Origin of the sequence: Flavobacterium qiangtangense (assembly GCF_042658345.1) — a bacterium.
In the GTDB taxonomy this organism is placed as follows: domain Bacteria; phylum Bacteroidota; class Bacteroidia; order Flavobacteriales; family Flavobacteriaceae; genus Flavobacterium; species Flavobacterium qiangtangense.
In genome coordinates, this window is the sequence record NZ_JBHSQB010000009.1 from 86,082 (window position 1) to 109,493 (window position 23,412).

Here is a 23,412-nt window from a genome sequence, read left to right on the forward strand (position 1 = left end):
AGAAATTAAAAAGAATGAAAGAAACTAAAAATATATCACGATCAAGAGCCCAAGAATCTTCGGCGGCAATTGAGAAATTATACATCACAATGCGCCATTTGTTTAATAGAGGATTCTATAAACCAATGGGCGTTTCTGGAGAAACATTGAGAGAAGCATTACTGCAATTGCGTCCGGAAATTTATGGAACTATTGCAGAAGAAAAGGTCGAATTAAGCGGATTATTGTATGTAATCGAGAGGCTTCCGGTGGGAATTGAAGAATGTCGTTTCATCAATTTAACTTCGGATGAAGGCTACTCAAAATCGCATTTCACGCCGATTGTTCCGCCAAAAAGAAAGCGCAATTGCTACCGAATTGACGATGAACAAATGAACGTGGAAATCACACGAGGTCGTTCTGATATCTATGATATTTTGACGCATTTGACTTTTATTTTCATCGAGTCGCATAAAATCAAGGACAGAGTTTTATTGGATGAAAATACCAAAGAATTTACCAGAGATTGGGAAAAATTACAGGAAATTGTTTTCAAAAACGAAGAACTTCCGTTGATTGAAAGAGAAATTGCTATTTCGCACGCTTCCAATATTTTAGGACGTTCTTTTGAGGAAATCTTGGATATTTATGAAGCTTTTGGAACCAAAGAAAAACCAGATCGTTTCTTGCATGTCATTTACTGGTTAGGAAAATTGGCGATTGAAGAAGTGATTTTCAATAATAAAAGAACAATTACTTTTAGTCCGATTTTGCGTGAACGTTTAGGACATCATATCCACGGAGAAATTTGGGCAAACAACATCAAGGAAGTTTTGAGACAAAACGACTTGTTAGATCGCCCAATTCACATTATCAGCGCGAATATGCATAGTGTGATGAACTCGATTTTTGCTACGCACACATTAAAAACAAAATTCAAGGACAAGTCTGATTTCTTTATTTTTGAAGAATTAAGCAAGCCAGGGGCAAATGATGTGCGCGATAAAGTGGAAGAAGTAGCATTAAAATTCGGAATGATTTCTGTTCCTGATGCGGCTTCTGGAACAAATATTGACGTTCAGGTTTTTGATACTGCTAAAATTGATTGGGCAAAATCTGCGTTTCCAAAAGCACAAATTGGCGAGCATCCGCCGGTAATTATCGTGATGGATTATGCGTTTGGAGAGCAAGCTTATGAAACGATTGACGAATTATTGAAGCCTTATAAATTTGAGAAAAACAAATATTTCTTAAATGTAGAATCGGTTTCGATTATGGGAAAAGCCGGAATTCTTGAGGGCGGAAAAGGCGATATAATGATTCCGTCCGCGCATATCAATGAAGGAACGGGAGATAATTATCCGTTTGAAAATGAGCTTACTGCAGAAATGTTTGAAGGAAATGATATTCCGGTTTATGCGGGGCCAATGGTTTCTGTTTTGGGAACTTCGCTTCAAAATAAGGATTTATTGAAATTTTTCCATGAATCGACTTGGGGCGTAATTGGCCTTGAAATGGAAGGTTCTTATTACCAAAAAGCGATTCAGTCGGCATCAAAAATTAGAAAAAGCATCAATCCAGATGTAAAAGTAAGATATGCGTATTATGCATCGGATAATCCGTTGGAAACCGGAAGCACATTGGCTTCGGGCGGACTTGGAACTACCGGTGTAAAACCTACTTATTTGATTACTATAAAAATATTGGAACAAATCTTTAACGTAAAATAATAACTTTTTATGAGTTCAAATACTCCAAATAATAATGATCAAGAAATTGATTTGAGACAGGTTTCGCAAAAAATGGGTCAGGCTTATGAAAACTTCCTGAGTTGGATTTTTAGAGGATTTCTTTTTGTGAAGAGAAATTTGATTGTATTGATTGTTTTGTTCGTGATAGGAGCGGGAATTGGGTATTATTTGGATAAAAAGACGAATTCGTATAGCAGTGAAATTATTGTAAAGCCGAACTATAAAAGTACAGATTATCTGTATTCCAAAGTTGAGCTTTTGCAATCAAAAATAAAAGAAGGTGATACTGTTTTCCTTAAAAAAATTGGAATAAAAAAATCGCAAAAAATGTCATTTATTGAAATTAAGCCAGTAGTTGATGTTTATAAATTTATTGAAAATAATGAACAAAATTTTGAGCTTATTAAATTAATGGCTGAAGATGGCGATTTGAATAAAATCGTTCAAGACAAAGTAACCAGCAAGAATTATCCTTTTCACGGTATTTATTTTACAACTGGCGAAACCACTAATCAAAAAAATACTGTAGAGCCAATTATTAACTTTTTAAATGACTCTGATTATTATGCTGAACAGAAAAGAGTACACATAGAAAACATAAAGATGAAAATGGTTTCAAACGATTCAATCATCAAGCAAATTGATGCCATTTTGAATATGTTTTCAAAGAATCAATCTGGATCAAAAGGCTCTCAATTAGTTTATTATAATGACAATACGCAACTCAATGAGATGCTAAAGACTAAAGAGTTATTGATTCAGGACAACGCTAATATCAGGATTGAGCTCTTGAGCGCTGATTATGTGGTAAAACTTAATAGTTCAGTACTTAATATAAAAGATACAAAGTCAATAAATGAAAAAATGAAATTCATTCTTCCGATAGTTTTCATACTTTTATTTTTGATAATTAATTCATTTCTAAAATTTTATAAATCGCAGTTGCGAAAAATAAACACGTAGTGTTAAACTGTTTCAGTCCAATAACTAGAATAAACTAAATGAATTACGAAGACAAAGCAAGTGATTATTATACTAACATAAGGAAAGATCTTATTAGTATGATTGAAGACAAAAAGGATTTAAAAGTTTTGGAAGTGGGTGCTGGTTTTGGAGAAACGCTTTTTTACTTAAAAAAAAAAGGTATTGCGGCAGAGGCAATCGGTTTAGATATATTTGAAGACGTAGAGAAAAGAAATCAATATAAAAAAATCGATAATTTTATATTTGGAAACATTGAAGAGCTAGATTTTCCCCAATATAATGGATACTTTGATGTTATTTTGCTAGCCGATGTCTTAGAACATTTGATAGAGCCGGCTGTTGTGTTAGAAAAGTTAAAAAACTATCTAAAACCCGATGGAGAAATATTGGTAAGCATGCCTAACATAAGGCATTACACAGCGTTTGTTAAGATTTTTATAAAAGGAAATTTTGACTATGACGAAAGCGGACTTTTTGATTATACACACCGACGGTTTTTTTGCAAGAAAAACATCAGAGAATTAATTGAATCAAACTTTAAAGTGAAAAGAGAAGCGAGTAGCCTCGAATTTTACAAAGGAAAATCCGGAGCAAAAATTTTCAATAAACTAACTTTTGGGTTGTTTGAAGAGTTTTTATCCGTGCAATATTTATATCAGGCTGGGAAGTAGCAAGATTAATGGTGTTCTATAAAAATAATGTCAAAAATTGTTTCAAGAAAATTTAAAAATGTCCCAGTTGAAAAAAATATATTGTTTGACCCCAGTTTATAATGACTGGAAAAGCTTTGCGATATTGTCGGAATATATCAATCAGTTGAATTCCAAACATTCTGGGAACTACTTATTTGAAATAATTGCAGTAAACGACGGTTCCACTGAAGAACCACAAAAAGTTCTACCATCTGGTTTAACGGTAAAGACACTGAATTTAAAAGTCAATATTGGACATCAAAGAGCAATAGCTGTTGGGTTACAATACATTTATAACGAGATTACAGATAATGACTATGTTGTTGTAATGGACAGTGACGGCGAAGACAAACCTAATGATATAATTTTTTTGCTTGAAGAGGCAAGAAAAGAAAAAGACAAGAAGATTGTTTTTGCACAGCGGAAAAAGAGACAGGAATCAATAGCTTTTAAAACCGGCTACTTTTTCTATAAATATCTTTTTTATTTTTTAACTGGCCAAAAAATATCTTTTGGAAACTTTAGCATAATTCCGAAATCACTTCTTGGAAAAGTAGTACATCAAAGCAACATCTGGAATCATTATTCTGGAGGAATTATTCAATCGAAGATACCTTTTTCAAAGATTTTACTAGACAGAGGAAAACGGTTCAAAGGAGTTTCTAAAATGAATTCTAACAGTTTGATTATCCACGGACTGAGCTCTATCGCAGTTTATTTTGATTTTTTGTCATTAAGAATTTTGCGGTATTCACTTTATGGGATTGGCATTTGTTTTATTTCGGTGATGTATATTCTTTATCAAAAAATATTTACCGATAACGCTATACCGGGCTGGGCTTCTAGTTTGATTTTAATTATATCGGGAATCATTTTACAATTATTTTCGGTTACATTAATTGTATTGCTGTTGCAATTAAGTTCGAGAAAAAATATCAGTGCACCAAACGCGAAGATTTATTTAGATTTTATTGAAAATGAGGAAAATAATAAATGGAATTCAAAACAATAAATTATTATTCATAATAATTGTTATAGGCTCAATTTTAAGATTTTATCACTTAGATTATCAAAGTGTGTGGTTAGATGAAATCCATACTCTGAATGAGGCCAATCCAAGTACACCATTTTCAGAACTTTATACTAAAATTAAAGAGGGAGAACAAATGCCCCCATTGTATTTTTACACCGTATATTTTTTGTTTAAGATTTTTGGCTACACAACGATTGTTGTAAGGGTGTATTCAGCTTTGTTAGGCGCTTTCAGTCTGTATGCATTATATTTGCTAGGCTATGAACTATATTCAAAAAGAGTAGGGCTTATCGCTTCATTTTTTTTGAGTGTAAATTATTTTCACTTATTTTATTCACAAGAAGCAAGACCATATTCTTTTTTTATGCTTTTTAGCATTCTTTCTTTTTATTGGTTGGTAAAATTTATAAAGAGGCCTACCTATAAAACAAGTATATATTATGGAATTTTCTCTGCCTTAATGATTTATGGACATTTCTTTGGATTGTTTGCTCTTTTTTCCCAATACATTATTTTATTGCTCTTTTTATTATTACACAATAATAAACAAAAAATAGATTTCATAAAAAAGGCAATTGTCTCAGCCTTGATTACTTTAATTCTTTATCTACCGGCAATAAATATATTGTTAGGAATATCCAAGTTAACCAATTTTTGGATTCCAGCACCCACAAATGATAGCTTTGGGATAATTTTTAAAGAGTTCTTTGGTAACTCTGAGATTCTTTTTTCACTTTTACTTATTCCAATAATAGCTTACATAGTAAGTTTATATAAAAGTAATGTTATTAATATTGATAAAGAGAATATTTTAAATGATAAAATAACAATTAGTTTTTTAGTACTGTCTCTTTGGATTTCAATTGTAATAATTTGTCCATTAATCCGGTCGTACCTTTCTGTACCAATGCTTATAAGCAGATATTTTATAGTTATTTTACCAGCAGTTCTAATCATATTTGCCATAGGACTTGCTGCAATAAAAAATAAAATAGTTTTATATAGCTATTGTATATCGTTTTCTGTTTTTTCATTGATAGATATTTCAATTGTCAAAAACTTTTATTCTGGAATTAATAAAACCCAGTTTAGAGAAGCAACTAACTTTGTAAAGGAGAATAATAAAAAGGGATTGCCCATTGTTAGTAGCTTAGGGGTATATATGCCCTATTTTTTTAATAAAAATCAAACTATTATAGACCAAAGTTTAGAAAATTACATTTCTGAGATGCAACAAGATTCTACCAAAATAAAAGAGTTTTGGTACATTGACGGGCATGGTCGTAATTATACTAAAAACGAGCAAGTATTGGCTTTTATAGATAAAAATTTTTATATCGAAAATAACTATAATGGAATGGATGCTTGGACAAAACACTTCATATTATTAAAAAATTTTTCAAGTACGGTAGATTTATCGAAGTTTAATTTAGTTGGAACAGAAGGAGATTTATTTAAATTAAATTTAGAATTTTTTGAAAATAATGGAATAACTATAAAGGCTACTGGTTGGGCATTCTTTGAGGGCATGGAGAGTAAAGACACAAGGATTGAATTGGTTTTGATAAAAGCAGGCACAAAAAATGCAATTAAGCTTCGTACCCAAAAAGTTAATAGGCCAGATGTAACAGATTATTTTAAAAGTGAAAAGAACTTGGATAATTCTGGTTTTACTTCCGAAATTAATGTTAGTGACTTACAATCAGGAAGCTACAAATTAGGTGTCTTATTAATAAATAATCAGTTAAAAAAGGAAGGAATCTTTTTAACAGACAGAGAAATTAACAAATAAAGGGCCTGTAATAACGAGTATGAAAATTTACTGTCCACATAAAAAAATATATTTATATTTGCACAAATTATGACGTTATGAGAAAAAATATTTTTGTTGTTAGCATTCTATTTTGCCTGTTTTCTTGTAAAGAAGAGCCAAAAGTGGTTCAACAAGAAAAAAAAGAAACTTTTAGGGTTGCTTTGGATTTAATTGTTAAGGCGGATGATAGCCTTCAATTATTTTATTGTGAAGAAGGTGAACAGGATTATGACGGCGTAAAAACAGTATGGGCGCCAATTAAGGGTAAAGAAACTAGTCAAGAGGTGAAATTTGAATTACCTGAGGACGCTATGCCAACAAAAATTCGAATCGATTTTGGAGTAAATAAACAGCAGCAGCCAATTGAGGTAAAAAAATTCACGATGAATTATTACGATAAATCATTTCAAATAAAAGATACAATGTTTTATCAATATTTTATCCCAAGTCACCAAATTGAATGGGACAGAAAAAAAGCGGTAGCCACGCTCAAGCCTACAAATGGCGAAACATATGATCCAGCTTTCAGAAGTAGAACTTCTTTAGAAGTAGAACTAGCTAAAATGTTTAAAAACTAAATAAAAGATCTCTAGAAATAGAGATTTTTTTTTAATATGAAATGAAAAACTCTTTAAAAGTAGCCTTTGTAACTTCTACTGACCCAAATGATAAAACTTCTTGGTCTGGTATACATTATAAAATGTTTACAACCTTGAAAGACAATTTTGAAGTAGTAGAAGCGATTGGCCCAATCGATAACTTGTTTTTCAAATCATTTGGAATAATCAATAGAATTACCAGGTTTCTTTTCTCAAAAGGATATAATCATAAAAATTCTATTGCTAGAAGCTACTTTCTCTCAAAGATTATTCAGCGACGTTTACGGAAGGATAATTACGACGTTATATTTGCTCCAGCCGCTTCTACTGAAATTGCCTTTCTTAAAACTGATTTGCCGATTTGTAGCACTTCAGACTCTTCTTTTGGGCAGCTTAAGGGCTACTATGATACTTATTCAAACTTATTCAACTTTTCAGCAAAAGAATCTAATTTTATTGAGCAAAAAGCGCTATTAAAAGCCAGTTATATGACTTATCCTTCACAGTGGGCTAAAGAATATATCGAGAAAAACTATCAGAAAAAAGCATCAATTGATGTGATACCATTTGGAGCCAATATTTTAGATGAGCAAATATCTTATATTGAAAAATCGATTGATAAATCAAAGCCAGTACATTTGCTTTTTTTAGGCGTAGATTGGCTGAGAAAAGGCGGGGACATTGTTTTTGAAACTTTTTTATTATTAAAAGAAAAATACGACGTGAAGCTTACCGTTTGTGGATGTATTCCACCTGTTTCACATCCTGATATTGAAGTCATTCCTTTCTTAAACAAAAATAACCCGGTTGATTTTGAGCAATTTAATAAGATGTTAGAACAGACCCATCTTTTATTTTTACCGAGTCGTTCTGAGTGTTTTGGAATTGTTTTTTGCGAAGCAAGTGCTTACGGAATTCCAAGTATTGCATCAAATACTGGCGGTATTGAAGGAGCAATAACAAATAACGTCAACGGATATTGTCTAGACGTTTCGGCCACACCAGCCAATTATTTTTCAAAAATTTCTCATTTAATTGAAAATGCTGACGATTATATAAAAATAAGCGAATCTTCTAGAAAATTATATTTAGAAAAGCTAAATTGGAACAATTGGGGTAAAGAAATTTCTAATAAAATAATTGCAACAGCTTTACAAAAAAAATAAACCGAAATTTGTGAAAATCATCATAAGTAAACTTTTAAATGACAACGTATTAAAATATCTTCTATCAAAAGGTATTGTTTCGCTAGCTTTTAGGGCATTGGGAGTTGCTTTTGGGTTTCTGGTTGCGTGGATGCTTTCTTTTTATTTTAAAGAAAAAATTTATGGTGCTTTTTCCCTTTTGCAAACCATTATACAGTTATTAGCAATGATTTTCACACTGGGAATACAAAACACAATTCTCATTGAAATTAATAAGATCCAACCTCTTAACATTCATAAGGCAACCTCTTTTCTTTTTCATGTTTTTAAATTGGTTTTTTTTGTCGCTTTAATCCCTATATTGTTTTTTTATTTTGGCGCGCCATTTATCAGCGCGGTTATCTTTAACAAGCCTCACTTATCAGAAAGTTTTAAAATCATAGCTTTATTCCTACCTGTGTTCTTGTTTCATGAATTAGTACTTTATTATTTTATAGGCATCAAACGTTTTTTAACATTTGGGCTATTTATGTTTGTAGTGCCTAATTTGTTTTTCATAGGCTTTGTTTTTTTACTTCGTGATAGTCTAAATGGTCCATCCGAGATTGTTTTATATTATGCACTTTCATTTTTAATTACTTTTATAATTGAACTTCTGGTAATAATTGACAGAAAGAAAAAGTTTATTATGGAAAAATTTTCCAATAAAAAGACATTTTTTAGTTCTCTTCCAATGATGTTTTCAGGATTGATGGGTTTTTTAATAAGTTGGACAGATGTGTTGATGTTGGGCGCAATGTCTACAGAAGAGAGTGTTGGGATTTATAATGCTGCTTTCAAAATAGGTATGTTTGTATTAATTATTATTGCTTCCATAAACATTGTTACAGGTCCTAAAATAGCAGAATTTTTTGTGAATGGAGATAATCAAAATTTAAAAAAGATGATCCAAAAATCCACGCAATTAGTAACTTTAATTTCGTTACCCATCGTTTCCATAATAGTTTTTTTTAGTGACTTATTGCTTCAGTTTTTCGGTGAAAGTTTTAAGAGTGGTTCATTGGTGCTTATTATTATTGCTGTTTCGACATTCATAAGTGCTGCTAGCGGAAATGTTGACCAAATCCTTAATTTGACAGACAATCGTAAACTACTTTTCAAGATAAATCTCATCGCTTTATCTGTGAACATTGTTCTTAACTATATTTTCATACCTATATACGATATTAATGGATCTGCAATCGCAAGTATGATTTCTATTATTATTTTAAACTTAACATGCGTGTATTTTATCAAAAAGAAATTGGGATTTTACACTCTTATATAAATGGAAAAACAGTTATCAATAATCATAGTTAACTACAATGGGCTTAAATACTTAAAAAACTGTATTGATAGCATTATATTAAAAACGAATGGGTTGTCTTATGAGATTATTATTTTGGATAACAATTCAATAGACGAAAGTTGCGCCTTTATAAAATCACATTATCCAAAAGTACAATTGATTGAATCTAAAGTTAATTACGGCTTTGGTAAAGGAAATAATGAGGCATTTAAATTAGCAACTGGAGATTCAATTTTGTTGCTTAATAATGATACAATTTTACGAGATGATTTATTGCCAATTGTAAATTATTTGAAAAAAGATCCCACAATAGGTGCAATTGGAATTAAGATGTTAGATGGAAACAAACAATTCCTACCTGCTTCCGGTGATTTTCCAACAATAAACAATATGTTTTGGATGAAGAATATTCAAAAGAAAAGTAAGAAATTAGCAAATAGCAAAACGTTACAAGAAGTAGATTGGTTAACAGGCTCTTTTTTATTAATGCCTAAGAACGTGTTTGCAGAAATTGACGGCTTTGATGAAGACTATTTTTTATATGTAGAAGATGTTGATTTGTGTAAAAGGGTTGCAGATAAAAAGTACAAGCGAATATTTTTGCCACAATATCAGTACACCCATTTTGTGGGATTTAGCACATTGAAAAATCCACTGTTGGTCAAAGGGTATGAATTATATATTTCGAAGCATTTTAAGGGAGCTCACAAAGTTTTAATTAGTTTTGCCTTGAGTATTAATAAATTTGTAAAAAACATCAAGTTGTTCTTTAGAACTACAAAATAAGAATGGTAATTAAAAAAAAATCATTTTATGCGTTTTTGTTTGCAATCGTAATTTTTGCGCAACTGTATGTCGAATCTTTTCGAATAAATACAGTGCTGCAAATTTCGGCCTTATCAATTTATTTCAATTTTGAAAAATTCGTTTTACCAATACGATTAATTAAGAATATTTTACCTGTTGTAATTCTATTTTTTATAGGTTTTGCTGGTTTTTTTTTTCACGATTACTCCACATTTAATTTCGTTAAGGATATTTTCCATTTTATTAAACCAATCTTAGGAATCTCTATTGGATATCTGTTTTTTTCTAAATCCCAGAATATCGCAGTATTTATAAAAACGATAATATTTGTATCGTTATTTTCAGCGATAATCCATCTTATAGTATTACTGGCAACAGGAAGTATTTTTACTGGTTCCGTGGAAGCAATTAGAAGTCTTTCGAGAGATAATTTTTTAGAATTATTCGCCATATTTTTTCTAATTTATTTTAGAAAATTTCAAGGATACCTGCTCTTCGAAAAAAAAATAATACATCGCTTAATTTTAGGGCTTCTGCTACTTTCATGCATTTTATATTTCTCAAGAACAATGTTAATCGTAGCATTTATTTTGTACGCTAGCGTGAACGGATACACTCGCTTGACGGTAAAATCGATTAAAATTATTGGCGTTTTCTTGCTTTGCGTTGGGTTAATGTATGCATATCTTTTCTCCATTAAAATTGACCGAAGAGCAGAAGGATTAGAAAACTTTCTCTTCAAGATAAAAAATGCACCAGAAGAACTTTTTGTGACCAAAATCAATAGAAATGATCATAAAGATTTATGGGATCATTGGAGAGGATATGAGGCAAAACGGGCACTTGAATTAATGAAAAAACAGCCCTCGAGTTACGTCGTGGGAACCGGTCAAGGGTCTCTGGTAAATTTAAAATTTAAAGCCCCTTTAACCTCAGATGGCAGCAAGGGATTAAAATATATTTCAGAGCTTCATAACGGGTACATTTACATTTTTTATAAAACAGGAATTATTGGTTTAGTAATATTATTGAGTTTTCTTTTTTCAATTTATAATACGATTAACAAAAAAGAGTGGAAAAATAAAATGGACGCTGTTTTTATTTCGGCCATTGGAATTATATTTTTATTTTCAACTTTAACCATTACCGGAATTTACAATTCTAGAGATATTATAATTTTTATATTGGGAGCATTACTTTTCTTTCTTCACAAAGAAAACGTAGATTTAAAAATAAAAGATGAAGCCAATTAATATATTCATAGACTGTCACGTTTTTGACGGAGGTTTCCAAGGAACAACCTCATATATTCGCGGAATCTACCAAGAATTAGTCAAACATAGTTACATTAATTTTTATTTTGCTTCACACGACATGGCTGTACTTAAAGACGTTTTTGGCACCGCCGAAAACATCTATTATTTGCAATATTCATCGCATAACAAGTTTTGGAGATTATTAGTAGATATTCCAAAGCTTATCAAAGACAACAAAATCGACTATGCGCATTTTCAGTATATTGTTCCACCAATAAAATATTGCAAATACATCAATACAGTTCATGATGTTCTTTTTTTAGATTATCCACGGTATTTTCCTTTATCATACAAAATTAAAAATAAATTTTTGTTCAAATGGAGCGCCAGACACTCTGATATTGTTTTGACTGTTTCTGAGTATTCCAAGAATCAAATTAAAAAACACTTTGGCATAAATCAAGTTTTTGTAACTCCAAATGCGGTAGATACTATATTTTTTAAGAAATATGACAAGTCAAAGATGGAGGCGGAGGTTTTAAGCAAGTTTAAGGTGCAAAATTACTGGCTCTTCATAAGTCGATGGGAACCCCGAAAGAATCATCACACGCTATTAAAAGTTTTTGTGGATGGCGAGTTTTATAAAAATCATGATTTGGTTTTTGTTGGGGATAAAGCAATCTTAAATCAGCACTATAATCAGTTATACAACTCGTTGTCAGAAGATATCAAGAAAAAGATTCATAGTTTCAGTAAAGTCACTTTTAGCGATTTATTGTTGTTTTTGAGAGGGGCAAGGCTGTCTGTTTATCCCTCTATAGCGGAAGGATTTGGAATTCCTCCATTAGAGGCTGTCGCAGCAGGAATTCCATCCGTATGTTCAGGCACAACATCAATGGCCGACTTTTCTTTTCTAAAAAAATATTCTTTCAATCCCTTAGATGCATCTGACGTGGACAACATTATCAGAGAGACATTGAGAGATTTTGAACCAATTCCAAAAGAAACTATTTTAGAGATGTACAATTGGAAGATTGGTGCAGAAGCACTTTACAAACTTTTGAAATAGATATATCATTGTAATTTTTAATAAAATTTACCCTCGAAAGGGATATTTTTTTTTAATTTTACCAGTTGTTAATGTCCGATACAAATGAAAATAGCTATTTTAGGAACTCGAGGCGTGCCTAATCATTATGGAGGTTTTGAGCAATTTGCAGAGTTTTTTTCAGTTTATCTTGCCGAAAAAGGACATCAAGTTTATGTTTACAATTCTCACAATCACCCTTACCAAGGAAAAATATTTAATGGTGTAAATTTAATTCACCGCTATGATCCAGAATTTAAAATTGGAACTGCGGGACAATTCATTTATGACTTAAACTGTATTTTAGATTCTAAGAAAAGAGATTTTGATATTATTCTTCAACTGGGCTACACAAGCAGCTCTGTATGGCACTTCTTGCTTCCAAAAAAAGCCATTATCATCACAAACATGGACGGTTTAGAGTGGAAACGTACAAAATACTCAAGTCTAGTTCAAAAAGGATTAAAATTTGCTGAGAAGCTAGCAGTTAAGAACAGTCATGCCCTCATCGCAGATTCGATAGGTATACAAACATATCTTAAAAATAAATATAGAAAACACGCCACCTATATTGCTTACGGAAGCGACATTTTTGAAAAGGCAAATGAAGAAATACTTTCAAAATTTAAACTTGAAAAGTATCATTTTAATATGCTTATCGCGCGATTAGAGCCAGAAAATAGCATTGAAATGATTCTTGATGGTTTTGTTGATAGTAAAGACACAACTCCTTTTTTGGTAATAGGAAATCATGACACAAAATTTGGTAATTACTTAAAGCAAAAATACAGGCTTTCAAATACCATTAAATTCTTGGGCGCAATATACAATCTCGACTATTTAAATAATCTTCGATATTTTTCAAATCTATATTTTCACGGGCATACAGTTGGCGGAACCAATCCTTCTTTACTAGAAGCGATGGCTTCAAAAGCACTTATTTTAGCTCATAAAAATGAATTTAATGAGGGAATATTGAGAGAAAACGCATTCTATTTCTCTTCAAGTCTCGAAGTTAAAAATTTAATTTTGTCAATAAAAAAAAGTGATAACTTGCGACTTATCCAAAACAACGGAAATGCTATCCAGAATGAATTTAATTGGACAAAGATAAATGAGCAATATTTACAACTTTTTGAGGAAAGTTTATCAAGATTTAAGGGAAGAGACGAAAATCAATAATTTATTCGTTCCAATAATATTAGTATTGCTTACTATTCCATTGAATTATGCATATAACAGCGTCAGCGTTTGCGTATTTTCAGGAATTACGCTCCTGACGTTCAAGAAGGACAAAGCAAGTTTACAAAAAAGGCTTTTGCCACTAATGCTGCTATACGTTTTAATGGTCATTTCAATAACCTGGAGTTGGGACGTTGACAAATCGGCAGCATCAATTGTGAAAGAACTTCCTCTGTTTGCAATTCCATTTTGTTTTTTTATTTACAAACCATTTACAAAAGCTCAAGTAAACAAAATCTTAAGATATTATAGTTTTGGTATGGTCTGTTTCGCTATTTTCTATTTAATACGGGCAACCATTCGATTCATTACTCACCATGATTATAAATTCTTTTTTTATCACGGACTCGTAACAGAAGATTTAAATGCGATACATGTTTCAATTTTTATGGCTATGGCATGCTTTTACTTTATAGACAAAAAAAATAAAAGCATAGTAGAAATAGCATTTATCATCTTATTATCAGCAATTATTTTTATGTTGGCTTCAAAAAATGCGATGGTTATCTTCCTGATGTTGGTATTCATTTACTTTTTCTTTTATGCTAAAATTTCTAACAAAATAAGGTATGGAAGCATCATTGGTATTGTTACATTATTAGTTTCATTTTCATTTGTCAAACAAATTAGGGAACGTTTTTTAGTAGAAATCAACACAAACATCACTGAAAACACTTTAGCGAGCGGTGCAGTCATGAACACAAGTATTAGACAGGCTTGGACAAATGAAAGTTTTACTGAAAACAATTTTTTCCCAGGAGCGGCTTTTAGGGTTTATCAAGTGAGAATTTTTCTAGAAATGATACACGAAGATTCCATTTTTTTTACAGGATATGGACTAAATGCGTCACACATAAAAATTGAAGAAAAAGCAAGACAATATAAGATTCATCCTGGTTACGCAACTTACAATTTTCACAATCAATATATTCAGAACTTTGCAGAACTTGGAATCTTTGGATTGTTACTCTTGCTGATTCTTTTATATCTTAACACCCAAAAAGCTTTTAGTACCAAAAATTTTGTGCATATTGCTTTTGCAATTTTAATGATAATGCTTTTTTTAACAGAATCATTTTTATGGAGACAAAGAGGGGTGATTTATTTTGCAGTACTTTATTGCCTCTTTAATGCCAATGGTCAAATTAAAGCCAACGAAAAAACAATATGAAAAGACTTTTAATAACAGGTGCAGCCGGTTTTTTAGGCTCCCATCTCTGTGACCGATTTATTGCAGAAGGCTATCACGTGATTGGTATGGACAATCTCATCACGGGAGATTTGAAAAACATCGAACATCTGTTCAAGCTCGAAAATTTTGAGTTTTACCATCACGATATTACAAAATTTGTTCACATTCCGGGTAAATTAGATTACATACTCCATTTTGCATCGCCGGCAAGTCCGATCGATTATTTGAAAATTCCAATCCAAACTTTAAAAGTTGGATCCCTGGGAACACACAATTTATTGGGCTTGGCCCGAGTTAAAAATGCGAGAATTTTGATCGCCTCAACATCAGAAGTTTATGGAGATCCATTGGTTCATCCTCAAACCGAAGATTACTACGGAAACGTAAATACAATTGGCCCAAGAGGCGTGTACGACGAAGCAAAACGTTTTCAAGAATCAATAACGATGGCGTATCATACTTTTCACGGCGTAGAAACCAGAATTGTTCGTATATTTAATACATATGGCCCAAGAATGCGATTAAACGACGGCCGCGTAATTCCGGCTTTTATCGGACAAGCACTGAGGGGAGAAGATTTGACTATCTTTGGAGACGGAATGCAAACCCGTTCGTTCTGTTATGTTGATGATCAAGTTGAAGGAATTTTTAGATTATTGCATTCTGACTACGTTTATCCGGTAAATATTGGAAACCCAGATGAAATCACAATCAAAGATTTTGCCGAAGAAATAATAAAATTGACAGGAACAGACCAAAAAGTAGTGTACCATCCCTTGCCAATAAATGATCCATTGCAACGCCAGCCAGATATTACAAAAGCAAAAGAGTTATTAGGCTGGGAAGCAAGAGTGTCAAGGTCAGAAGGAATGAAAATCACCTATGAATATTTTAAATCTTTATCGTCAGAAGAGCTGTTGAAGGAAGAACATAAAGATTTCTCGAAATATATTTTTTAAGTGCGTAGAAAAACAGGAAGATACTCAGGCTATATAAGGCCTTTTTCATATTTGCTAGATTTGATAATTGTCAACATCTTAGCAAATTTTCTGTTACCCGAAACTCTAAATATTTTTAGTTATCACATCTTCATAACCATTTCTTGGTTGGTAATTGCTTGGAATATAGGGTTTTATGAAGTATATCGTTACACAAAAGTCATCGATATATTAGCAAATATTTTAAAGCAATATTTTATATTTTTAATTATAAATTTTGCATTCATAGGTTTCTACCTCAAGTTTTCAGAGCCGTCAATGATGATTCAATTCGTCACCATTTCGGTTTTGTTGATTTCAATGGCAAAGTTTTTTATTTATTTTGCACTAAGAAGATTTCGTGTTGTTTTTGGAGGAAACTTTCGAAGAGTCATAATTGTTGGAAACGGAAAAAGTGTCGAGCAATTAGAAGATTTCTTCAATGAAAATCCAGATTATGGTTATAAATTAGAGCACACTTTTAATTTAAATTGCAATAAAAAGGAAGAATTAGAACAGTGTTTTCAATTTGTGATGAAAAATAAAATCGACGAAATTTATTGCTCACTAGCCGATTTGTCGAATACTGATATTAATAAATTTGTAGATTTTACAGATAATAATTTAAAAATTTTAAAATTTCTTCCAGACAATAAAGAAGTGTTGGCCAGAAACTTGATCTTTGATTATTACGATTACATCCCAATTATTTCTTTACGAAACATTCCGTTAGACGAAACTGCAAATAAGATAATAAAACGTCTTTTTGACATCGTTTTTTCGCTACTTATCATCGTCGGAATTTTATCTTGGCTGATACCAATATTAGCGGTTTTCATTAGATTAGAATCAAAAGGAGGCGTTTTCTTTAGACAAAAAAGGAATGGACTCAATTATAAGGAATTTAACTGCTATAAATTTCGCTCTATGGAAATCAACGATATAGCAGATTTACACCAAGTTTCAAAAAACGATCCCCGAATTACCAAAGTTGGGAAATTTATCAGAAAAACCAGCATCGACGAATTACCGCAGTTTTTCAATGTATTGCTCGGCGATATGTCAGTCGTTGGCCCACGACCGCACATGGTCAGCCACACCGAGATGTACGCCAGAAGAATTGACAAATTCATGGTGCGCCATTTTATTAAACCAGGAATTACCGGATTAGCCCAAACCAAAGGATTTCGTGGCGAAGTAGAAACCGATAAAGACATTATTTACCGAGTTAAATTTGATATTTTCTATCTCGAAAATTGGTCACTTTTACTCGATATAAAGATTGTATTCTTGACAATTTACAACGCAATTAAAGGCGAAGAAAAAGCATATTAAATCATGGAAAATTCTTTAGTTTCCATAATTACGCCTTCTTATAATTCAGAAAAATTTATTTCTGAAACGATAAAATCAGTCCAAAACCAAACCTATCAAGATTGGGAAATGATCATTATAGATGATTGTTCAACTGATAAAACAACCGAAATTATAAGGAAAATTTCCAAAGAAGATCCCCGAATTAAATTAATACTATTAAACAAAAACTCGGGCCCAGCTATTGCCAGAAATAAAGGAATTGAAGCAGTTCAAGGGCGATACATGACATTTCTTGACGCCGACGATATTTGGTTTCCAGATTTTATCGAAAACAGCATCCAGGCCATAAAAACCACTGGAATATATTTCGTTTTTTCATCATATAAACGTTCTGATGAAGCGCTGAATTTTGTCTATTCAGATTTTATTGTTCCAAGGAAAGTGACATATTTCGACATTTTAAAAACAAATTCCATCAGTTGTTTGACCGCATTCATCGACATTCAAGTTCTTGGGAAAAAGACGATGCCCGAAGTTTTTAAAAGACAAGATATGGGCTTGTGGCTGAAATATTTGAAAGAAATTCCGTTTGCCTACGGAATTTTAGAACCAAAAGCAATTTACAGAATCAGGAAAAATTCGTTGTCAAGAAAAAAATCTGATTTATTAAAATACCAATGGCAATTTTACCGAAACGTTGAAAATCTAACTGTTTTTCAATCGTGTTTTTACATGGCACATTGGATGTACCGCGGATTCATGAAATATCGAAATTAAATCAAAGACTGAAATTGCTTTAATTTTCCTCGATTTGTTCGTTCCAAGGACTTTTTTCGGATAAAAATAAAATTTAAATTTGGTTCTAAATAAAGCGAAATCGCATCTTTTATTTTTAAAATTTGTTCTTCAGAAAGTTGACTTTCGCTAACATATTCCACCTCAAAAGAATCAATTTTTGTTTGTTTAATGACAAATTCCTTCACGTTTCCGTCATCTTCAATGATACTTTTAGTAACGTAATAAAATGTCAACCCAGGCGATTTTTTCCCACTCGGAAGCATTGCAAAATCATTAGTTCTTCCGATTAATTTTTTAAGAATTGGTTTTTTAAATGTGCTTTTTTCGTCTAAAATCCCGATGTCGCCAATTTCATATCTAATAAAAGGATGCGCTTTGTTATACAGCGAAGTGATTACGATTTTTCCTTCTTCTCCGTTTGCAACCGGCTGATTATTTTCGTCTAAAATTTCTACGAATAACGTTTCAGAATTGACTTGCCATTCTCCATTTTTATTTTCAAAAGCAATTAAATCTAATTCAGAAGCTCCGTATTCATTGATAATTGGAATCCCGAATTGCTTTTCCATCAAAATTTTATCTTCTTCAAAAAGCATTTCTGAAGTGACAAAACAAACTTTCAAGCTGGGGCAAACTTCTTTCAAAACAATATTTTTTCGATCTAAGAATTTTGCAAATAAAACAATCGAACTGGTATAACCGTTGAGGTAGTCGAATTTAGAGGTCTTAAATTTCTGCAGAACTTTTTCTAGAAAACCATCCGAAAGATCAAAAATTGGAAAGCGGAATCTTCTTCCGAAAAAATCTTTCAAACGCTCTTTTTTATTTCCGAAAAAATCCAAAGGAATTCCATAAAATCTAGCTTGATAAGAAGCATTAAAATCAATTCCAAACCAACCAAAACGATAAATTATTGAAGCCCAAGTCAGTGCGTGACAGTATTTATCTTTAGCAAAAATAAAAGGCTCACCGCTGGATCCCGACGTTTTATTGACAAAAACACTCTTTTCAGAATATCCTTTTGAAAGCCGTTCTGACAATGGTTTCTGCAAGTCTTTTTTTGAAATAACAGGCAATTTATTCCAATCAGTTGTATCAACTCCTGAAGTCAATTCTTTATAAAATTGATTATTTCTTAAATGGAAATCAATAATTTCTTTCCTTTTCTGTAAAGTAAACGCTTCAAAATCAGCTTCTGGAACTTCTAGAATTCGCTCAAAATCTTTTTTAGCTTCTTCTATTTTGAAGCCATTTAGTTTTAAAGAAAGGTCGAAGAGTTTGAACACAGCCAAAAGTTGATAGTTTTTAGTAAATTAATTATTTTTTATGTTCAAAAGCAATTAATTTTGGGACTTATTAAACAAACAACATAACAATGACAATTTTACTACTTGGATCAGGCGGAAGAGAACATGCTTTAGCTTGGAAAATGTTGCAAAGCGACAAATGCTCAAAACTTTTTGTGGCGCCGGGAAATGCTGGAACTGAAGCAATTGCAATCAATAAAAACATCAGCCCAACTGATTTTGAAGCTATAAAAGAGTTAGTTATCGAAGAAAAAATTGAGATGGTTGTCGTTGGTCCAGAAGATCCTTTGGTGGCCGGAATTTTTGATTTTTTCAAGAAGGATGAAGCTTTAAAAGATATTCCGGTAATTGGTCCGTCAAAAAATGGCGCGCAATTAGAAGGAAGCAAGGAGTTTGCGAAAGAATTTTTGGTAAAACACAACATTCCAACCGCAGCTTACGGAAGTTTCACGGCAGCAACGTTAGAAAAAGGACAGCAATTCTTGGAAACTTTAAGTCCGCCTTATGTTTTAAAAGCAGATGGTTTGGCTGCGGGAAAAGGCGTTTTGATCATTCAAGATTTGGAAGAAGCAAAAACTGAATTGAAAAATATGTTGGTCGATGAAAAATTCGGTCAGGCAAGTTCAAAAGTCGTTATCGAAGAATTTTTAGACGGAATCGAATTGAGTTGTTTTGTTTTAACGGATGGTAAAAACTATAAAATTCTTCCAACGGCAAAAGATTACAAAAGAATTGGCGAAGGCGACACCGGCTTAAATACGGGCGGAATGGGCGCTGTTTCGCCGGTTCCATTTGCGGATGCGGTTTTATTGGAAAAAATCGAAACTAGAATTGTAAAGCCAACAATTGATGGTTTGCAAAAAGATGGAATTGAATATAAAGGTTTCGTTTTCATCGGATTAATCAACGTGAAAAACGAGCCGATCGTGATTGAATACAACGTGAGAATGGGCGATCCAGAAACTGAAGTTGTAATTCCTAGAATTAAATCTGACTTGGTCGAATTATTTCAAGCGGTTGCCGAACAAAAATTAGGCGAAAAAACATTGGAAATTGACGAAAGAAGTGCAACGACAATTATGGTGGTTTCTGGCGGTTATCCTGAAGATTATGAAAAAGGAAAAGCAATTTCAGGAATTGAAAATGTGCAAGATTCAATCGTTTTTCACGCAGGAACAAAAACTGAAAACGGACAAGTGGTTTCTAACGGAGGAAGAGTTCTGGCGGTAACTTCTTATGGAAATGACTTTCAAGAAGCTATAAATCAGTCTTATGCCAATATTGGAAAGTTGCAATTTGACAAAATGTACTTCAGAAAAGACATTGGATTTGACCTATAAAAAACAAAAAAAATCCTAGAAATGAATAAATCGTTTCTAGGATTTTTTTATGCTTTAATGAAAATTATTTCAAGAAAGAATGTGCAGTCGTATCTTGATACTCGTCATTATTTTCTTTGTGCAATTTTAATTGTTTAATCCAGTAAACAATTGCGGCAGCGCAAATAATCATAAAAATCCAGTTTAAAGTATTTGCTCCAAACCAGCTAGTTAATTCTAATTCTCTTAACCAATCAAGCGGTTTGAACAAAATATCCACGAACAAATATTGTATTCCTTCGAAAAATGCTTTCATATCGTTTTCTTTATATTTAATTTGTCAGACAAAACATTTTATAGCTTCATCTTCGAACAAGTATTATCTTTACAATTGCAAAAGTATAAAATATCCTTATGATTACAAGCATTTTTAGCAAATCTCGACCAGCAAATTACATAATAATTACAACGTTACTTGTCGTATGCTATTTTTTATACCTACAAAACTTTCCAGAATCGCTTCAAACGTTGGAAGGAATCGGAGCTAAACTCGCATTATTGCTGGTTTTAGTAGGTTCGCTTTTCATCATAAATTTTGTGACGAAGAAAAATGGATTGAGCAAAGACAATAGTTTTGCGTTCTTATTTTTCTTTTCGTTTTTGATATTATTTCCCACAACTTTAGGAAATACCGACTTGATTTTGTCTAATTTCTTCATTCTTTTAGCCTTGAGAAGGCTGATTTCGCTACAATCCTTGCTTACGCCAAAAGAAAAAATCTTCGACGCATCGCTGTGGATTTTTGTCGCTTCGATTTTTCATTTCTGGAGTATTTTATTTATTCTGATTGTTTTTGTGTCGATACTTTTCCACGTTTCAAGAGATTATAGAAACTGGGTTTTGCCTTTTATCGCATTTTTTTCTGTCGGAGTTATCGGCTTGATGTATGCACTGACTTTCGATAAAAGCTTAATAGATTCTATAATTGACAGCGCTTATATTGATTTTAATTTCAATTATTTTACCAATAATTACCAGAATTTTGCCCTCTCATTATATGTTGTAATTGCGTTGTTTTTCTTTGTGACGCAAGCATTGTCAGTTCCAAGCAAACCTTTGAATATGCAATCATCTTACAAGAAAATCATCGTGGCGTTCATTCTTGGAGCCGTAGTTTTTTTGATTTCTTCGGATAAAAATAACAGCATGATGATTTTTACGTTCGCTCCGGTTGCCATTATGGCCACAAATCAAGTGGAAGCAATGCAAATTAATTGGATGAAAGAAACGGTCGTTTATGTGATTGTGATTTGCAGTTTATTGACGTTTTTCTCGCAATTATAATTTATTTCCATACGCCAAATCGCCAGCATCGCCAAGACCTGGAATGATGTAATTTTTTTCGTTTAATTTCTCGTCTAAAGTCGCAACCCAAAGATGGCAATGATCAGGAAGATGTTGCTCTAAATAAGCAATTCCTTCTGGAACCGCGATTACCACTGCAATGTGAACTTCCTTCGGAGTTCCTTTTTCCATCAATTTATTAAAAACTGCAACCATCGATTGTCCTGTCGCCAACATCGGATCAATTAGAAGCAAATTTTTATTTTCTATGCTTGGAACTGCTTGATATTCCACCTTAATTTCAAAAGCTTCGTCATTGTTATAATGATGGCGATAAGCAGAAACAAATCCGTTTTCAGCCGCATCAAAATAATTCAAAAAACCCAAATGCAACGGCAAACCAGCTCTTAAAATCGAACACAAAACCAAATCGTCTTCAATTTCTGTAGTTTTTTTGATTCCAAGAGGCGTCTGGATTTCGATATTTCTATAATGCAAGTTTTTGCTCAATTCATAAGACATCACTTCGCCAATTCGCTCAATATTTCTACGGAAACGCATGCTGTCTTTCTGAACATTTACATTTCTGATTTGTCCCAAAAAGTGATTCAGGATGCTATTTTCTTCAGATAAATAATGGATTTGCATTTCTTTAGTTATGAATTATAAGTTATGAATTATGAGTTTGAGCCAATGTGTTTGTGTTTTGAAATCCAATAACTGCAAACTGAACACTAAACACTGCAAACTTTTTCCCTGCCATAAAGGTATAAAAAGTATATTTGTATTTTAAATGTAAAAATATGTTTTCAAAACTAGCGTATTCCGTTTTTGAACAGAGTATTAACGATTATCACAAATTTGATAGCGTTGACCAACCAATAGAAAATCCGTATTCAAATGATACTTTTGAGCATTTGTTGTATCTAAAAAATTGGATTGATACCGTTCAATGGCATTTTGAGGATATCATTCGTGATCCAAATATTGATCCAGTTGCAGCGTTAACTTTAAAAAGAAGAATCGACGCTTCCAATCAAGAAAGAACTGATATGGTTGAATTTATCGACAGCTTTTTCTTGAAAAAATACAGCGATGTGAAAGTGAAAGATTCGGCAAAAATCAATTCCGAAAGTCCGGCTTGGGCTTTTGACAGACTATCGATTTTGGCTTTAAAAATCTACCACATGAACGAAGAAGCGACTAGAAAAGATGCTTCAAAAGAACACATCAGCAACTGTCAGGTGAAATTAAATGTTTTGCTTGAACAAAGATCAGATTTGACCACGGCAATCGATGATTTGTTGACAGATATTCAAAACGGTGATAAATATATGAAAGTGTACAAACAGATGAAAATGTACAATGACGACGATTTGAACCCAATTTTGTACCAAAACAAAAAATAATCGATTAAGGAAT

At 32.3% G+C, this 23,412-nt stretch carries 23 protein-coding genes; 19 read left to right on the top strand and 4 right to left on the bottom strand.

The window, feature by feature from the left end; translation table 11 throughout:
* Window positions 1-14 precede the first annotated feature (14 nt).
* The 9 genes from ACFPVY_RS12170 (at window position 15) to ACFPVY_RS12210 (ending at window position 10,130) form a co-directional block, all read left to right on the top strand.
* On the top strand, window positions 15-1,709 hold the full coding sequence (locus ACFPVY_RS12170; RefSeq protein ID WP_379792360.1) for a DUF6909 family protein: 1,695 nt from the start codon (window positions 15-17) through the stop codon (window positions 1,707-1,709).
* Between the two features lie 9 nt (window positions 1,710-1,718).
* A complete protein-coding gene (locus ACFPVY_RS12175) occupies window positions 1,719-2,693 on the top strand; it encodes a hypothetical protein (RefSeq protein WP_379792361.1) in 975 nt (324 codons plus the stop codon).
* A gap of 38 nt (window positions 2,694-2,731) precedes the next feature.
* On the top strand, window positions 2,732-3,385 hold the full coding sequence (locus ACFPVY_RS12180) for a class I SAM-dependent methyltransferase (RefSeq protein ID WP_379792362.1): 654 nt from the start codon (window positions 2,732-2,734) through the stop codon (window positions 3,383-3,385).
* Window positions 3,386-3,452: 67 nt separating this feature from the next.
* Window positions 3,453-4,418, top strand: coding sequence for a glycosyltransferase (locus tag ACFPVY_RS12185; protein WP_379792363.1), 966 nt, complete (start codon window positions 3,453-3,455; stop codon window positions 4,416-4,418).
* On the top strand, window positions 4,384-6,231 hold the full coding sequence (locus tag ACFPVY_RS12190; protein ID WP_379792364.1) for a glycosyltransferase family 39 protein: 1,848 nt from the start codon (window positions 4,384-4,386) through the stop codon (window positions 6,229-6,231). The genes ACFPVY_RS12185 and ACFPVY_RS12190 overlap by 35 nt, the downstream gene beginning before the upstream one ends.
* A gap of 77 nt (window positions 6,232-6,308) precedes the next feature.
* Window positions 6,309-6,830: a hypothetical protein gene (locus ACFPVY_RS12195; protein WP_379792365.1), complete on the top strand. Its 522-nt coding sequence runs from the start codon at window positions 6,309-6,311 to the stop codon at window positions 6,828-6,830.
* Window positions 6,831-6,871: 41 nt separating this feature from the next.
* Window positions 6,872-8,017, top strand: a complete 1,146-nt coding sequence (locus ACFPVY_RS12200; protein WP_379792366.1) for a glycosyltransferase family 4 protein — start codon at window positions 6,872-6,874, stop codon at window positions 8,015-8,017.
* Window positions 8,018-8,027: 10 nt separating this feature from the next.
* A complete protein-coding gene (locus ACFPVY_RS12205) occupies window positions 8,028-9,323 on the top strand; it encodes an oligosaccharide flippase family protein (RefSeq protein WP_379792367.1) in 1,296 nt (431 codons plus the stop codon).
* Entirely contained in the window at window positions 9,324-10,130 is an 807-nt protein-coding gene (locus ACFPVY_RS12210) for a glycosyltransferase family 2 protein (protein WP_379792368.1), read from the top strand.
* Window positions 10,131-10,353: 223 nt separating this feature from the next.
* Here ACFPVY_RS12210 and ACFPVY_RS12215 read toward each other — a convergent pair whose 3' ends face one another.
* Window positions 10,354-10,602, bottom strand: a complete 249-nt coding sequence (locus ACFPVY_RS12215) for a hypothetical protein (RefSeq protein ID WP_379792710.1) — start codon at window positions 10,600-10,602, stop codon at window positions 10,354-10,356.
* Here ACFPVY_RS12215 and ACFPVY_RS12220 point away from each other — a divergent pair.
* From ACFPVY_RS12220 to ACFPVY_RS12250, 7 genes are all read left to right on the top strand, one after another.
* A complete protein-coding gene (locus tag ACFPVY_RS12220) occupies window positions 10,550-11,404 on the top strand; it encodes an O-antigen ligase family protein (protein ID WP_379792369.1) in 855 nt (284 codons plus the stop codon). The genes ACFPVY_RS12215 and ACFPVY_RS12220 overlap by 53 nt on opposite strands.
* Entirely contained in the window at window positions 11,391-12,476 is a 1,086-nt protein-coding gene (locus ACFPVY_RS12225) for a glycosyltransferase family 4 protein (protein ID WP_379792370.1), read from the top strand. The genes ACFPVY_RS12220 and ACFPVY_RS12225 overlap by 14 nt, the downstream gene beginning before the upstream one ends.
* Before the next feature lie 84 nt (window positions 12,477-12,560).
* Complete coding sequence (locus tag ACFPVY_RS12230; protein WP_379792371.1) at window positions 12,561-13,676, top strand: DUF1972 domain-containing protein; 1,116 nt, start codon at window positions 12,561-12,563, stop codon at window positions 13,674-13,676.
* Complete coding sequence (locus ACFPVY_RS12235; protein ID WP_379792372.1) at window positions 13,609-14,907, top strand: O-antigen ligase family protein; 1,299 nt, start codon at window positions 13,609-13,611, stop codon at window positions 14,905-14,907. Before ACFPVY_RS12230 ends, ACFPVY_RS12235 begins: the two co-directional genes overlap by 68 nt.
* Window positions 14,904-15,887 (top strand): UDP-glucuronic acid decarboxylase family protein, encoded by a 984-nt coding sequence (locus tag ACFPVY_RS12240; RefSeq protein WP_379792373.1) that lies wholly within the window; start codon window positions 14,904-14,906, stop codon window positions 15,885-15,887. The genes ACFPVY_RS12235 and ACFPVY_RS12240 overlap by 4 nt, the downstream gene beginning before the upstream one ends.
* Window positions 15,888-17,240 carry an undecaprenyl-phosphate glucose phosphotransferase gene (locus ACFPVY_RS12245; RefSeq protein ID WP_379792374.1) on the top strand — a complete coding sequence of 451 codons (1,353 nt, stop codon included), beginning with the start codon at window positions 15,888-15,890 and terminating at the stop codon, window positions 17,238-17,240.
* 3 nt (window positions 17,241-17,243) lie between these two features.
* Window positions 17,244-17,999: a glycosyltransferase family 2 protein gene (locus tag ACFPVY_RS12250; protein WP_379792375.1), complete on the top strand. Its 756-nt coding sequence runs from the start codon at window positions 17,244-17,246 to the stop codon at window positions 17,997-17,999.
* Here ACFPVY_RS12250 and ACFPVY_RS12255 read toward each other — a convergent pair.
* Entirely contained in the window at window positions 17,996-19,306 is a 1,311-nt protein-coding gene (locus tag ACFPVY_RS12255) for a phenylacetate--CoA ligase family protein (protein ID WP_379792376.1), read from the bottom strand. The two genes, ACFPVY_RS12250 and ACFPVY_RS12255, sit on opposite strands and share 4 nt — an antisense overlap.
* Window positions 19,307-19,395: 89 nt before the next feature.
* Here ACFPVY_RS12255 and purD point away from each other — a divergent pair, with 89 nt between their 5' ends.
* Entirely contained in the window at window positions 19,396-20,667 is a 1,272-nt protein-coding gene (gene purD, locus ACFPVY_RS12260; protein ID WP_379792377.1) for a phosphoribosylamine--glycine ligase, read from the top strand.
* Window positions 20,668-20,731: 64 nt separating this feature from the next.
* Here the strand turns inward: purD and ACFPVY_RS12265 are convergent, their stop codons facing one another.
* Window positions 20,732-20,962 carry a DUF6341 family protein gene (locus ACFPVY_RS12265; protein WP_379792379.1) on the bottom strand — a complete coding sequence of 77 codons (231 nt, stop codon included), beginning with the start codon at window positions 20,960-20,962 and terminating at the stop codon, window positions 20,732-20,734.
* Between the two features lie 98 nt (window positions 20,963-21,060).
* Here ACFPVY_RS12265 and ACFPVY_RS12270 point away from each other — a divergent pair, with 98 nt between their 5' ends.
* Window positions 21,061-21,990, top strand: a complete 930-nt coding sequence (locus ACFPVY_RS12270; RefSeq protein WP_379792381.1) for a DUF6427 family protein — start codon at window positions 21,061-21,063, stop codon at window positions 21,988-21,990.
* Here ACFPVY_RS12270 and upp read toward each other — a convergent pair.
* A complete protein-coding gene (gene upp / locus ACFPVY_RS12275) occupies window positions 21,985-22,638 on the bottom strand; it encodes a uracil phosphoribosyltransferase (RefSeq protein ID WP_379792382.1) in 654 nt (217 codons plus the stop codon). The genes ACFPVY_RS12270 and upp overlap by 6 nt on opposite strands.
* A 155-nt stretch (window positions 22,639-22,793) precedes the next feature.
* Between upp and ACFPVY_RS12280 the strand changes: the two genes are divergently transcribed.
* Window positions 22,794-23,399: a DUF4254 domain-containing protein gene (locus ACFPVY_RS12280; RefSeq protein ID WP_379792383.1), complete on the top strand. Its 606-nt coding sequence runs from the start codon at window positions 22,794-22,796 to the stop codon at window positions 23,397-23,399.
* The last annotated feature ends 13 nt before the right edge of the window (window positions 23,400-23,412 follow it).